At 46.1% G+C, this 14,074-nt stretch carries 9 protein-coding genes and 1 pseudogene; 5 read left to right on the forward strand and 5 right to left on the reverse strand.

The genetic code is table 11. From position 1 onward, the window contains the following. Window positions 1-70: 70 nt before the first annotated feature. Together AAKU64_RS09790 and cadR are read right to left on the reverse strand one after the other, a co-directional pair. Complete coding sequence (locus tag AAKU64_RS09790; RefSeq protein WP_354330305.1) at window positions 71-550, reverse strand: hypothetical protein; 480 nt, start codon at window positions 548-550, stop codon at window positions 71-73. 1,312 nt (window positions 551-1,862) lie between these two features. After that, window positions 1,863-2,339, reverse strand: coding sequence for a Cd(II)/Pb(II)-responsive transcriptional regulator (cadR, locus tag AAKU64_RS09795; RefSeq protein ID WP_354330303.1), 477 nt, complete (start codon window positions 2,337-2,339; stop codon window positions 1,863-1,865). 101 nt (window positions 2,340-2,440) lie between these two features. On the opposite strand from cadR, the gene AAKU64_RS09800 reads away from it, so the two are divergent. Beyond that, window positions 2,441-4,795, forward strand: a complete 2,355-nt coding sequence (locus AAKU64_RS09800; RefSeq protein ID WP_503012698.1) for a heavy metal translocating P-type ATPase — start codon at window positions 2,441-2,443, stop codon at window positions 4,793-4,795. 336 nt (window positions 4,796-5,131) lie between these two features. On the opposite strand, the gene AAKU64_RS09805 is transcribed toward AAKU64_RS09800, so the two are convergent. Further along, window positions 5,132-6,547: a hypothetical protein gene (locus AAKU64_RS09805; protein ID WP_354330301.1), complete on the reverse strand. Its 1,416-nt coding sequence runs from the start codon at window positions 6,545-6,547 to the stop codon at window positions 5,132-5,134. 354 nt (window positions 6,548-6,901) lie between these two features. Here AAKU64_RS09805 and AAKU64_RS09810 point away from each other — a divergent pair, with 354 nt between their 5' ends. Continuing rightward, complete coding sequence (locus AAKU64_RS09810; RefSeq protein ID WP_354330300.1) at window positions 6,902-7,768, forward strand: hypothetical protein; 867 nt, start codon at window positions 6,902-6,904, stop codon at window positions 7,766-7,768. Between the two features lie 117 nt (window positions 7,769-7,885). On the opposite strand, the gene AAKU64_RS09815 is transcribed toward AAKU64_RS09810, so the two are convergent. Then, entirely contained in the window at window positions 7,886-9,013 is a 1,128-nt protein-coding gene (locus AAKU64_RS09815; protein ID WP_354330298.1) for a VirK/YbjX family protein, read from the reverse strand. A gap of 166 nt (window positions 9,014-9,179) precedes the next feature. On the opposite strand from AAKU64_RS09815, the gene AAKU64_RS09820 reads away from it, so the two are divergent. Continuing rightward, window positions 9,180-10,475: an NRAMP family divalent metal transporter gene (locus AAKU64_RS09820; protein ID WP_354330296.1), complete on the forward strand. Its 1,296-nt coding sequence runs from the start codon at window positions 9,180-9,182 to the stop codon at window positions 10,473-10,475. Between the two features lie 28 nt (window positions 10,476-10,503). Here the strand turns inward: AAKU64_RS09820 and AAKU64_RS09825 are convergent, their stop codons facing one another. After that, window positions 10,504-11,712: an alkaline phosphatase family protein gene (locus tag AAKU64_RS09825; RefSeq protein WP_354362067.1), complete on the reverse strand. Its 1,209-nt coding sequence runs from the start codon at window positions 11,710-11,712 to the stop codon at window positions 10,504-10,506. Between the two features lie 379 nt (window positions 11,713-12,091). On the opposite strand from AAKU64_RS09825, the gene AAKU64_RS09830 reads away from it, so the two are divergent. Beyond that, the gene (locus AAKU64_RS09830; RefSeq protein ID WP_354330292.1) at window positions 12,092-13,489 is read left to right on the forward strand and encodes an MFS transporter; all 1,398 of its coding nucleotides are present in this window, start codon (window positions 12,092-12,094) and stop codon (window positions 13,487-13,489) included. A gap of 283 nt (window positions 13,490-13,772) precedes the next feature. Continuing rightward, window positions 13,773-13,925: pseudogene (locus tag AAKU64_RS09835) on the forward strand (IS481 family transposase); the annotation flags it as partial. Between the last annotated feature and the right edge of the window lie 149 nt (window positions 13,926-14,074).

Genomic DNA, 14,074 nt, shown 5'->3' on the forward strand with positions numbered 1-14,074 from the left:
CGCACGAATTTATGAATTGAAAAAAACGCTAATTTGCGCGTCCGTTACGAATACCATGTTAGCCATATAATTAAGCATTCTCACCAAAGATGCGAGTGTAATTAGAAAATTCTGTGCCGACCAACTCCTTTTCAATCACTACTTTGGCCACTTCGAAATCGACTACAAAATTACAAATTTCCATAGATCCACTTCCAATACTTCCTCCATCGCATGCCCCTAGTCCCGTCCATCCAAGCGTTTCATTTATAAGTGCTTCGAGACGGTGCCTTTTCTCAATGTCTTCTTGAGTCCCCATACCGTCAACCAAGTATTCAATGAGAAGCGTTGCATGTTCTTCCTGCTCAATCGGACGAAATCCATTTGCGATAAGGCCATCAACTTCTTTTTGAATAATCGTCTCAGCCTTCTTGAAGAAAGAGGACTTGATCGTTTTTGATTCACCTCGCGTGCCGAGTTCTCCCCAATGGACCGCGTGAAATCCATTTCCAGTACTCCAAGTTTCCCAGTATTCTTTTCTGGCATCGGAAAATTTATATAGTTTCAGCATATCTATCTAGATGGCTAACGTCTGAATTAAGGGGCGCGCTTTAGCGCGTCCCGCTTGAATGATGGGTTAGGCATTTGTACCCTCGCCACGGAGATTGTACCAATGGCGCGCAGACTTAAGACCTTGTTGAGCGCAGGATTCACAGATGGGAGCACCGTGCGCAACATCGAAAGTTGGACTCTTTCCGCAATAATTGCAGTGTACTTTGCTAAGGTCCTGATTAGCGGCAAACTGAGCCACTATATAGGCGAGGCAGTTTTCGCAGACGTAACCATCTAAGCCATGGGATGTTGGGCCGCCGCAGTTGGTGAGCCGCAACGAACAATGCCGTTGTACGGATTCTTCAAATGTGAGTATGTGCCGCTTCATAGCTGCCTAACGCAACGGTGAGCGGATGGCCGCCCACACAATTAATATATACTGAATCGAATTTCGGCCAGTCCGATCGACCATCCTGTTAAGCGTCATGCGGCCAACCTTCCTCATTCCGTTCAAGAACTGTACCAGTCGCTAGGAATCCTCCATCCCATAGCTCGAACTTTACTCCAGGCTTGACAACACGGCTAAATAGTTCAGGTGCAAGTACGACGCAACGAACACACGCTAAATCACCAGCTTTGAACGTTCCGGGTGACTCAATCCACATCCCTACGGTGTTGAGGCCTTCAACTCCATCCATTGCCATTGGGACTCGTCGATGAAGAGATTCGTCAAATAAAAACCAATGACGCCGTTCCGGTCCATGTTCCCGGAAATGAAATTTCAACTCGGCTGTGAATTGGGGCTTCGGAAGCATATGATTTGACGATTAACTTCAAATAGAGTGAAAAAAATTCCGCCTAACCTGGTGGCCTGTCCGCCTATCCTGGCGAGACAGTTCCTTCGAAACTGTTGCTCTGTAATGCTTTCAGCAATATGCTGTAATTTTTATCAGTACTAAATAACCAGGAAAAGCAGACAGCTTTCATGGACGCCGCGCATTTCACTTTTGAAGCAATTTCCCAACAAGCGAAGTTGTTCAATTGTCTTGAAAATTGCCTGCGTGACAAGTGCGATAGATTACGCACGACTTGAGGCTATGTCTAGTGGATTCGAAGGGTGGTCCGCTTTCATCCCTATTCGGACGCTCAAGAAAATCGTTTGATTAGCGCCTTCGAGCACGAAGCAGCCGATCACCAGACAAAGCCCGTCAGACCCAATGTGGACCACTACAAATAGTCGACGAACAAATACCAAATAAAAAAGAGCCTCAAGCTGAGTCTGAGACTCTCTTTTTGACTACATTTGTGGCAGCACGATTACATGAATTCAATCAATGACAGCCACCGTGATGTGTACCCAGATAAGCCGGTGCACCACCATCGGCTCTTGCTAGACTCTGCAATATCCCACAATCACTATTCGCTTGTACGTGCTGACATAGTCTGCGTAGCTCACTTAGCTGCGTTTGCAAATTGCTGAGTTCAGCGATTCTGTGTGCTACATGATGGATATGTTCATCCAGCAGCGTATTCACTTCTGCACAATTTTCTTGTGGCGCGTCGCGGAACTTTAGCAAGCGACGTATCTCTTCTAGCGTCATATCCAGCGAGCGGCAGTTGCGGATAAATTGCAGTCGCTCTACGTGTCCATCGTCATACAGCCTGAAATTGCCATCCGAGCGTGCTGGCGGTGGTAACAATTTTTCTTTCTCGTAATAGCGCACGGTCTCTACCAGACAACCTGTGCGTTTCGCCAGTTCACCGATTTTTAAACCACCGCTGGATGCAGGGTTCTGATCTCTATTCATTAGATCCTTCGCCATAAAATGCCTTTATTTCCAGATTACGCTTGACTCTATACCTACTACAGGGTCTCTAATGTGCAATATACGCTTTTTTAGGATACAACATGCCGCACGACCATCATCCGCATCGCCATCCATCCGATAAGGAAATTGATCATGAACCTGCTCATCAGGCCCATCCTGACGATCAGCATCAACATGGGCATAGCTGTAGCCACGATCATTCGCATGCGCCTGACGCTGCATCAGGCAATCACAAGCCGGATATGGACTTAGTCGCTGGTAAGACGGAGTTGATCGCTGCAGCTGGCAGCGTGAAATCCTTATTCTCCATTGAAAATATGGATTGCCCGACTGAGGAGGCATTGATACGCAATAAGTTTGCGAACATGGAAGGTATCAGCAAACTGCACTTCAACTTGATGCAACGTAAGTTGACGGTGATTCATCTGGCAGATCAACTGACTCAGGTGCAATCTGCATTGAAGGCAATTGGGATGGATGCGGTGTTGGTGAGCGAAGACGCATCTGTCAACCGCGATACGAAGCAAACATCTAATAATCAATCTGGCTCTGTTCGTAAAAAATGGATGCTGATTGGCGTCGCTGGACTAGCTGCGGTCATCGCAGAAGTGATTGCTTTTATCAGTGGGTCTGAGAATAGTTGGCCAGTGATTGTGTTGTCCTTATTTGCGATTAGTTTAAGCGGTTTAGGGACATACAAAAAAGGTTGGATTGCTTTAAAAAATGCGAATCTCAACATCAATGCCTTGATGTCCATCGCGGTGACGGGCGCTGTCATTCTGCAGCAATGGCCGGAGGCGGCGATGGTGATGGTCTTATTTACCCTGGCGGAAATGATCGAAGCTCTATCGCTAGATCGTGCCCGCAACGCAATCCGTGGCTTGATGGCGATGACGCCTGAACAGGCGACGGTATTGCAAGTCGATGGCAAATGGGAAGTCATCGCGGCGGCGGGTGTGCAGCTTGGTGCCAGCATTCGGGTTGCACCTGGTGAGCGGATACCGCTGGACGGTCTGATTAGCAAAGGACAATCAACCATCAACCAGGCACCCATCACAGGCGAGAGCATGCCGGTTGAAAAAGCGCCCGGCGATAAAGTGTTTGCCGGGACGATTAATCAGACAGGTTCTTTTGACTACACGGTGACGGCATTACAAAATGATTCCACCATGTCGCGCATTATTCACGCGGTGGAAGAGGCGCAAGCTAGTAAAGCGCCGACTCAAGGTTTTGTGGATCGTTTTGCGAAGATCTATACGCCTTGTGTATTTTTGATCGCACTGGCCATCGCCATTGTTCCGCCATTGGCAATGGGTTTGCCATGGATGATTTGGTTTTATAAAGCACTGGTCTTACTGGTGATTGCATGTCCTTGCGCGTTGGTAGTTTCTACCCCTGTTACCGTGGTCAGCGGATTGTCGGCTGCTGCCAAGGCCGGTATCTTGATCAAAGGTGGGCGTTATCTGGAGGAGGGGCGTTATCTCAAGTCAATTGCGCTGGATAAAACGGGTACGATCACACAGGGCAAACCGCAAGTCACCGATGTGGTGATGTTGTCCGGTACGGAGCAAGATGGCTTGCGCCTTGCCGCCCAGTTAGCTGCGCGCTCTGATCATCCGATGTCGCTTGCGATCCATTTATTTAGCCAAGAAAAAAACGTTAATGTATCGGTTGATGCAGTGACTGATTTTGAAGCGCTGACCGGACGTGGCATCAAAGGCCAAATCGCTGCTCAATATCATTACCTGGGTAATCATCGCCTGATCGAGGAGTTAGGTATCTGCAATCCGGTGATCGAGGCTGCGCTAAATCGCCTGGAGGCGGAAGGCAAAAGCGTCGTCATCTTAAGTAACGACAATCACGCTATCGCACTGTTCGCCGTCGCTGATGCAGTGCGTGACACCAGCCGTGCTGCGATTGCGGAATTACATCAGTTAGGAATCCGCACCGTGATGCTGACTGGCGATAACACATTGACCGCTAAGTCAATCGCACGCCAGACCGGTATCGATGATGCACGCGGCAATTTGCTGCCAGAAGACAAACTAGCAGCGATCAAACAAGAGATCGCCGATTATCGTACTGTCGGTATGGTGGGTGATGGTATTAACGATGCTCCGGCATTGGCGCAAGCCACTATTGGCTTCGCTATGGGCGCTGCCGGAAGTGACACTGCCTTAGAAACTGCCGATGTCGCTTTGATGGATGATGACCTCAGAAAAATTCCTCAATTTATCCGTCTGAGTCGCCGGACTTCTGCCATTCTCAAACAAAATATCGCGATTGCGCTGGGCATTAAAATCGTATTTTTAATAATGGCGATGATGGGAATGGCAACGCTATGGATGGCTGTATTTGCCGATATGGGGGCGAGTTTGATTGTGGTATTTAATGGACTGCGCTTGTTAAAAGCAGTGCGATCAGAGTCAATCTAGGGCGCTGATTTATATCGCTATTAACCTTGCGCACATATATACGCACATACATTCGCACATATGATGAGCATAAGCTGACTACGTTGTGAACCTGATTTTAAGTGCCGCGTACGTTGCCTTAAATTGTCATCAGTAAGCTTAATACGTATAAGCTAAAGAATAATACTCGTAGTAAGTATATTTTGATTGTCCATAATATCATTGGTCAAAAGGCTGATTATATGAAAAATTATGGGGAGTATATGTAATTTTTGTTTTCGTTAGCTTATTATAAAGATGGCTGCGCTTGGTTAATTTGCGCAGCCATCATCAAATTACGGCAAGCTTCAGGTCATGCTACCGCTCATGCTTTTCTTTTTCAGCCCGTTCTCTTTCTTCTTTTATTTGTTCCTTTGATTTTTCTTTTCCGGCATGCTGGTGGGCGTCTTGTTCCTGCCGCATTCTTTCCCTCTTCTGCGCATCGTCTTTATATTTTTGATCCTGTTTGCTTGGTGCAGGATAAGGATTTGCATCTTTAGATTTAGCTTGCTCCATCGCATTTTTGTCACGTGGTGGATTTGGCTGCTGCGCTGTTGGCTGTCCTTTGGATTGCGCTGGTGCTTGATTTTGCTGCATTGGTTGCGGCGTGTTATTCACCGCTGCATTTGGGCTTAAGTTTGGGCTTAAATTCGGACCTAAATTAGTAGGTGACGGTGATGGCGACTGTGGCACTGAGGCATGCATAGGCGCGGCTTGTGGTGTAGCTGTTGCCGTTGATTTAGCTTGATCGTTTGGATGATTTTGTGTCGCTTGCATCATGTGCGGCTGCACCTCTGATCGGACCATTTGCGGTGCTGGCATAGTTACCGGACCTCTGCCAGGTACAAAGGCAGGTATTGGTTTTGCAGAGGCAGGTTCTGGTGCCATCGCTTTGACTACTGGCGGCATCATTGCAGCCAGATGAGCTTGCGCCGGAACCAAGGTATTAACCGCTTGCCCGTTAGCAGTTACGCCTGGTGGCGCAACGATAGTTACGTTGGTGACATTCGTGACGTTGGTGACATTTTTGATGTTGTTAACATTGTTCGTCACGTTATTAGTGACGTTGGTGTTGTTACTATTATTTACATTATTGTTATTTGAGTTAATGCGCATCCCTTCCCGGATGACTGGTGGTGCACCTGTAACGACTGCCGGTGGAGTACCAATTGGCGCAGGTACGATTAAGCCAAAACGAGATCCCGGTGGCGGTGGAACAAAGCATCCATCCGGACCGATTGGGCGTGGTCCTGCGATAACGCCAACGTTGACTGCCGCAAATGCGATATTTAAACTAATAGACGGTGCAATAAACCGCACACCTGGCGCTGCCCAAAAACCATTCACAAAAATCACCGAACCTCCGCGATTTTCATAATAAGGATGTACCCAGGCATAACCTATTTGTGGTGGTGGTGCCCAGCGACCATGCGCCCAAATCCAATTGCCGTCCCACACCCAATAACCACCGGTCCACACCGCTCCATCAAATGGTTGAGGTGGTGGCAGCTCTACCAGCATCGCCGGAGGTGCCCATGCCACTCTGACCGGAGGCGGCTGATAAATGGGCGGATCGATATATACGCTGACAACTGATTGTGGTGCCGGTGCTTGGTAAACGACAGGCGCTTGCGTCTGCACATAGACCACTCTCGGTGGCGGTGGTGGCGCGACGACGCAGGCACTTAACATTGATATAGCCGCTGCGCTCAGTACCCATTTATGTTTTGTCATTTGATGCTCCGATGATGATGCGCTGTGATATTGGCACGATGATTTGGTCTTGTTGACTGCATTAGCTTGAGGATTTTTTTATGCATTTCAATCAATTGAGATGCTTGTATTTATATTGCAAGGATTGAAGATGCGTGCTGTTAGTTTTGTTGTTCGCCATCCTAGCTTCAAAACGTTGCTTATCCTCATACGGATGACAATTTCCTTCTAAATTCTGCAACAATCTGTAACAATGTCGTAGGGATTAAATTCGTATAAAAAAGCATTAAAAAGAGCAATAAAAAGAGCATCAAATATGCGTACTTCAACTCCATCACTAAAATAGAATTTCTGTCTTGTGCAGAGCAAATAATAATGAGTAGACTAGGTCAATTCCGCAGTTTTAATCGCAAGCAGATTTTCTTTATCTTTGTTTTGCCGATGTCTTTAATGGCGCCTGCTGCCAACGTCTGGTGCCAAGAAGTGAATAGCGATGTGACTGAAATATCTCAGAGAGATCCGATCAATATTGATGTGAGTACGTCGTACACCGCAGGCAATTTTTCTGAGAGTGTCGCGAGTAAAACGGTAGAGAAAACAATCAGTGTGCAATGGTCTATCTATGACACTGATTTTCAGCTATCGACGTCCACTTTAAACCGTACCGCACCTGCCGGTACGCTGAGAACTCGTGTGAATAAACGTGTGCGGATAGTGCCTAAGCTGGTGTCGTCATCTGGATCGGGAGATGTTCTTATCAGTGCCAACCGTGAAATTATTGCAGACGCGGCAACTGCAATCGCGATGAATTTTGTGATGAGTGCCAAGATTGCAGCGGCGGATAGTACCAAGGGATTGGGGACAGGAAAAAACGATTATTCTTTAGGTGTTACAGGGAGTTATCCGTTTGAAAAAGCGTTACTCAGCGGTGGAACCAAGTACACCGTATTGGGTAGTCCTGGTGTGATAAAAATCAACGGCATCACCGAGAACATTCAACTTAAAAATGTATGGTCTGGCTACGTCTCTTTATCGACAGAGTTTTCTTCTAAGTTGACTACGGCAGTCACTTTTACGGTAGAACAACCATCGGTGAACGGGACATCGTATTTTCAGTCAACCGAGATTTCTAGTTCATACCGTATTAATGAATTAGGTGGTGTTCGTATCTACGCGTCCAAGGGTGCAAACCAGAGCAGCCCGGACTGGAGCGCGGGTATTGGATTATTCAGTAGCTTTTAATCTCAACTAAGTTTTAAATACTTTTAATTTGTGTTTGAGTTTAGTTTGATTTGCATCTGAGTTGTATTGGTCTTGTATTTGAATTGCATCAGAGGCGTACCTGCCTCAGGCAATAAATCAACAGACTTTAGACATCATTTCTACATGATCCAAGTAGGACTCGCTGTCATTACTTGCTTCCGTTGCCTTGGTCATTTGCATTAAATTTTGATTATGCGTTGCCCATAAAAGAGTAGGGCAGATTTCAGGTTTGAAAATTTCTTGATAAATTTGCTGACGCATCGCATCTATCAATAGCGCGCGACGACGATATTCGCTACGTTTTTTTGATGGGCGCTCATCTATGGATTTTTCTTCTACAACACTCGGGATATCGAAATTTCCGCTGTGATTCTCTTTTCCGCCAGCCAGTAGCCACAGCTGATTATATTCAGCGTTAATTGTTTTTTTAAATCGATATCTCCATGATCTGTGGATATGATTTTCTTTACTGATGCATTCAATCTTGGTGCAGTTAATTTGACTGGCAATCGCTCTCAAGGCATCTATCAGTAGCAATCTTGGTTGGATGCCATGCAAAGCATGCGTGGCGTCTCTGGCTGCATCACGGCAATGCAGTCCTTTAGACTGTATGCCACCAACTTTGATCAAGATCTCACGTCCTGATCTTACTAATGAAAAAGTCAAACAAAGTAAGGGCGCTTCATTCATGGTCAGTTCTAAGGTCACGCCACCTTCACGTTTGTAGGCATCCTCGCGTAATAGATTAATGGTGAACTTTTCTCCACCTTTACCTTCTAGCTGACACAGCGAAACCCGGTCTCCGATCATGACATCCACTGCCTGTGGTAAACCAAAAATGGAGTGAAATTCTTCAAAGTGGCTTTTGAGTAAGCGCACTCTTTTGTTGGCCGAGATATTTCTGTCAAAGAAGGGGCGGTGCACTGCCTCAATCAAACTCGGTTCTTTGGTGGCGATATCTCGCAGATAACTCTCTTTTAAGTATCTGAACCAAGAAGCGCTTGGTTGTAAAGTAAAGATCGTACGTAATAAAAAACGACTCTGACGCTCATAACTTACATGCTTGGTTGGAAACACCGTACGATACGCCCAGCAAAAGTCCGATGCAAAACGGCCAATACCTGATGACAATGACTTAGCACGGCTAAATGGGCCGATTGCGGCAAGTGTATCAAGTGGTCTAAGACGCTCGATTGAAGCTGATTTTTGTTTGGCAATGTACATAGAACCACCGAGTTGTGTAACTAAATATTTCTGATTGTATCCTATTGTATATAGTATTTATGACAGGACGGTTGTTAATTATTGCAATTTAATATGGAGTGTATGAAGTGTTACCGACCTTGGACTGCACGGATATTGTGATTGCAAATTAACTTATAAAAAGACTATGTCATTGGTAAATACAGATACAGATGTAGACGTTACAACTAACACCAGTGAAAAATCCTGGCTTAAAAAACTCGGTCCGGGTTTAATTGCTGGCGCAGCCGATGATGATCCAAGTGGGATTGCTACCTACTCCCAGGCAGGTGCGCAGTTCGGATTTAATATGCTGTGGACGGTGTTATTTACCTACCCGCTGATGGTCGGCATTCAGGTTGTCAGCGCAAGGATAGGCCGTGTAAGTGGTCATGGGCTAGCGACTAATCTTCGTCGACACTACCCAGCGTGGCTGCTGTATAGCGTTATAGGACTCTTATTGGTTGCAAACACGATTAATATCGCTGCCGATGTATCTGCGATGGGTGAGGCCTTAAAACTCATCGTTGGAGGTCCGGCGCAGTTATATGCCGTTGCGTTTGGGGTATTGTCGTTACTGCTGCAAGTGTTTATTCCTTACAGGCGCTATGTTCGTATATTGAAATGGTTGACATTGGCCTTATTGGCTTATGTCGCGACAGTGTTTGTCGTACATATTCCCTGGACAATCGTCCTGGCAAAGGTGTTGGCACCGCATGTGACCTTAAATACAGAGTACATCACCACGGTTGTTGCCGTATTTGGTACAACTATCAGTCCCTATCTGTTTTTTTGGCAAGCCTCACAAGAAGTAGAGGAGCAAATAGCAGACCCCAAAGCACTACCTTTGATTGAGGCTCCTGAGCAGGCAGCTAGCAATTTACGGCGTATTAAGATTGATACTTATATAGGGATGGGCTTCTCAAATTTGGTTGCTTTCTTTATTATCCTGACGACTGCCGTTACATTGAATTTGCATGGTATTACCGATATTCAGACCTCATCGCAAGCTGCGACAGCGCTGCGCCCGATTGCAGGTGAGTTTGCTTTTATGTTGTTTAGTGCGGGCATTATTGGGACGGGATTGCTGGCGATCCCCGTATTAGCCGGATCTTCTGCTTATGCAATGGCAGGGGCGTTTCAATGGAAAAATAGTCTTGAGTTAGCGCCGCTGAAGGCCAAAGGGTTTTATGCCATCATCGTTATATCAACCTTGATTGGTATCGTGATTGGCTTCACACCGATTGATCCAATCAAAGCTTTGTATTGGAGTGCCGTTATCAATGGCGTGATTTCTGTGCCGATTATGGTCGTCATGATGTTGATGGCAGTGCGACCAGAAATCATGGGGCAGTTCATCATTACAACCAGATTAAAAGTCTTGGGATGGTTAGCAACAATAATGATGGCATTAGCTGTTTTAGCAATGTTGCTAACCATTTGAATTCTCTTGTACTCTTAAGCAGAGTTATTTAATGTAGCGTGTCGACCAGTACGCTAACGTTTCCGTCAGATTCCAGTGGAGCTACTCCAATTAACTTCATCACCAATGGGTAAATATCGACGTTATCAAAAGGCGGTATCACAACGCCTTGTTTAAAAGCAGGGCCGTTAGCGATGAAAAGTGCCTGCATCTCAGGCGATAAATTATCGTAGCCATGTGCGCCGCCGTTAAACCGATTGTCAGCATTCATATCGTTAAAGATCAGCCAGCCAACTTTGGCTAGGCAAACAAAGTGTGGAACACGGGCATTGTGGCCGTAGTGATAGCGAGCAGGAATATCTTCTTTGCGCCAACATTTCATATTGTCATGCGGCTTGAGTAAGCTCGCCGCCAACACATCTTCTTGCCCGGCAGTTGCTTCGATTCCTGCATAACTACCGCTGGTCACTAAGCGGTAACTGGGGGAGGGCGCTACTTTGCTAAGACTTATAACCCGCTCTGAACTGGTTGCCGCCATACCGTGATCAGATACGATGATCAAGTTAGCCTGAATATGTCTCAGCTGAAGACCTGCGAGTAATCGACCAATCGCCTGATCAACCATCGCCGCTGATTGCGTTGTTTGTGGTGTGTCTGGACCAAACTCATGGCCTGCGTGATCTACATCATCAAAATACAAAGTTAAAAATCCCGGACGCGACTCAAGAGGTTTGTCTAACCAGTTCAGCATCGTATCAACCCGCTGGTCTGGCGGTAATTTGCCGTCAAATGGACGGAACTCTGAAGGGCGAACGCCATGAATATCTGCTTCAGAACCAGGCCAAAACATCGTCGCTGTGCGTACATTATTTTTTTCTGCCGTGACCCAAATTGGTTCTGCCTCGTCCCACCAGCGACGATCCAGTACGGCGGCTTTATTGCTAAGGCTAAACTTTACGCCGAGTATCTTGGGATCTTCCATCGTGTTCCCTACTATGCCGTGGTGATCTGGTCGCATGCCAGTAACTAAGGTGTAATGGTTGGGAAAAGTAATCGAGGGGAAAGAGGGGCGCATTGCCTCAGTAAAGACGTCATTTGCTACAAGGTTGTTTAGATTAGGAGTGACGTTACGGTGCAGATAATCGGGTTTAAAACCATCAATAGAAACCAAAATCACAGGATGATAATCACTATTATTTTTAGTTATATCGCTTGTTGTCTTTGGGGACTGTGCGCACCCTGAAGCGATCAATAACATTGCGGCTGCAGTACTTGCTCGTAAACATAGTTGAAGACTTAGTTTTATCATGTGCTTTCTTTTTCAAGAATGATTAATTTATATTGCGTGGACTTCTTGCGTAGACTAAATCGAGCAAGTCTACCTTGGATTTTCTGCTAGCTGGATAGTTCAAATAGCCCCTACTAGTTCTGCTTGTTATAAGCAGCTTCAGGCGTCAGGCGATACAATCACAAACCTGCCATCAATTTGTGAAGTCATTGAATTACAGGCGATGATAAAAAAATAGATAAGCGAAACATAGGCAAGATATAAAAAAATAAGCACGACGAAATAAGGATGACGACAAAAGTGTGCGGATATTTTTGTTCACTCCTAAAATTTAAAAACTGATCCACTGATGGCACAGCAAAATAGCATACATATACAGCAGGGATTAGCAGACAGGGATGGCTTGCCTACCCGCGAACGTAACCTGGCGATGTTGTCGTTAGCGATTGGCGTTGGTATGGCCTCACTGGATACGGCAATAGCTAATACTGCGCTCCCGGCTATGGCGGAACAATTACATACGTCTCCGGCAGCTTCGGTCTGGATCATTAACGTGTACCAACTGGCAATGGTTGCAACTCTATTGCCATTGGCTGCTTTGGGGGAAGTCATCGGGTACCGTCGTGTATCTATTGCAGGCTTAGTACTTTTTACAATTGCTTCGCTCGGTTGTGCATGTTCTTGGTCGTTAACATCGCTGGTCGTTGCTCGTTTGCTCCAGGGTATTGGGGCAAGTGCGATCATGGGAGTAAATACAGCGATGCTCAGAGCTATTTTCCCAAGACATCTTCAAGGGCGTGGCTTTGGATTAAATTCTCTCGTGGTCGCTGTGGCGTTTGCGGTTGGCCCTACGACGGCATCGCTGATACTCGCAGCTTGGAGTTGGCCGTGGTTGTTTGCTATTAATGTACCGCTCGGGGTATTCGCATTTTTCTTGGGTCGTAAAGTATTGCCAGTCACGCACCGCGCAACCCATAAGATTGATGGTTTAACCGCTTTTTATAATGTGGGTGCTTTTGGTCTTTTAATCTTACTATTTGGCGATGCCGCTCACCTTGAAAATATCAATACATTAGCAATCGAATTAATAGCGACCATCATCTTTTTTGTCTTACTGTTACGCCGTCAGAGTGGGCACCAGGCACCAATGCTACCGGTCGATTTATTCCGTAGACCATTATTTGCACTCTCGGTGCTCACATCAATTTGTACTTTTACGACCCAAAGTCTGGCCTTCGTGTCATTGCCATTTTATTTCGAAACAGTACTAGGTCGCTCACCGGTACAAACTGGTTTTTTGATGACACCCTGGGCGGTGCTGGTCGCCATCATGGCACCTATTGCCGGGCGTTTGAGTGATCATTATTCACCTGGAGCGCTGGGCGGTATTGGCCTTGCTGCACTAGCTGCTGGCATGTCGTCGCTTGTCTTGATGCCTTTAGATCCGTCCGTATTCGATATTGCTTGGCGAATGGCGATGTGTGGTATCGGTTTCGGTTTTTTTCAAGCCCCTAATCTCAAAGCCATCATGGGCTCTGCACCGTTATCGCGAGCAGGTGGCGCCAGCGGTATTGTCGCGACTTCGAGATTAATCGGGCAAGCATCAGGCGCCGCTTTAGTAGCGCTATGCTTCACCTTGTCTAGCAAAAGTGGCACGACACATGCATTGGTTCTAGGTGCTGTTTTTGCCGCTGTTGCAAGTATTGCGAGTTTTTCGCGTTTGTTTGTTGCAATGGATACTGTTTGATGTTTTTCCAGATTAATGAAAATAGAGATGCTCAATAATGAGTCATCACTTCAAGCCTGCGTTCAGTTTTTGGTTTGCTGAAGTCTAACGAGGTGATTCGGCGAATGCTCCATTGACATCTCTGGCTACTCATAGTTATTTCGTAATTGACCGCTCATGATGTGTTGTATTTAACGGTAAATAAGTATTTAAGAATATCTGTACAGTCGATTTATCAAACGAACACTTGTTATTAGATTGAGGAACAGAGTATGGATAGAGTCCAGTTTTAAATAGTTAGCTACAAGTCAGAGTTTCCAATGAGCATCGCCGGCGTGGATTGTTTGTTTCGCCCTCTGGAGTACGTTCAGTCTGGTTGCGACACAATCTCGAATCATTCAAGAAGCGGCTTTCAGCTTTAGAGAAATACGTTGCTGAGACGGGTGAAGTGCTCACTTAAGCTCAGGTTGTTGCTCTCGAACGTAAGCAGGATGATGATGTTGCAGTCGGCGAGCCTGTAAATAAATTTGTGTAAATGTCCACGGCCTATTAACCTCACCCGAGGAATTGACCGATGAATATTGTAATGGATAGAGACAAACTAAA

Origin of the sequence: Undibacterium sp. GrIS 1.8 (genome assembly GCF_040544445.1) — a bacterium.
Lineage (GTDB): Bacteria > Pseudomonadota > Gammaproteobacteria > Burkholderiales > Burkholderiaceae_D > Undibacterium.

Coding starts and splice junctions, on each gene's coding strand:
- cadR (WP_354330303.1), bottom strand. CDS start 2,339: ATGAATAGAGATCAGAACCCTGCATCCAGCGGTGGTTTAAAAATCGGT.
- AAKU64_RS09820 (WP_354330296.1), top strand. CDS start 9,180: ATGTCATTGGTAAATACAGATACAGATGTAGACGTTACAACTAACACC.
- AAKU64_RS09815 (WP_354330298.1), bottom strand. CDS start 9,013: ATGTACATTGCCAAACAAAAATCAGCTTCAATCGAGCGTCTTAGACCA.
- AAKU64_RS09800 (WP_503012698.1), top strand. CDS start 2,441: ATGCCGCACGACCATCATCCGCATCGCCATCCATCCGATAAGGAAATT.
- AAKU64_RS09810 (WP_354330300.1), top strand. CDS start 6,902: ATGAGTAGACTAGGTCAATTCCGCAGTTTTAATCGCAAGCAGATTTTC.
- AAKU64_RS09830 (WP_354330292.1), top strand. CDS start 12,092: ATGGCACAGCAAAATAGCATACATATACAGCAGGGATTAGCAGACAGG.
- AAKU64_RS09805 (WP_354330301.1), bottom strand. CDS start 6,547: ATGACAAAACATAAATGGGTACTGAGCGCAGCGGCTATATCAATGTTA.
- AAKU64_RS09790 (WP_354330305.1), bottom strand. CDS start 550: ATGCTGAAACTATATAAATTTTCCGATGCCAGAAAAGAATACTGGGAA.
- AAKU64_RS09825 (WP_354362067.1), bottom strand. CDS start 11,712: ATGTTATTGATCGCTTCAGGGTGCGCACAGTCCCCAAAGACAACAAGC.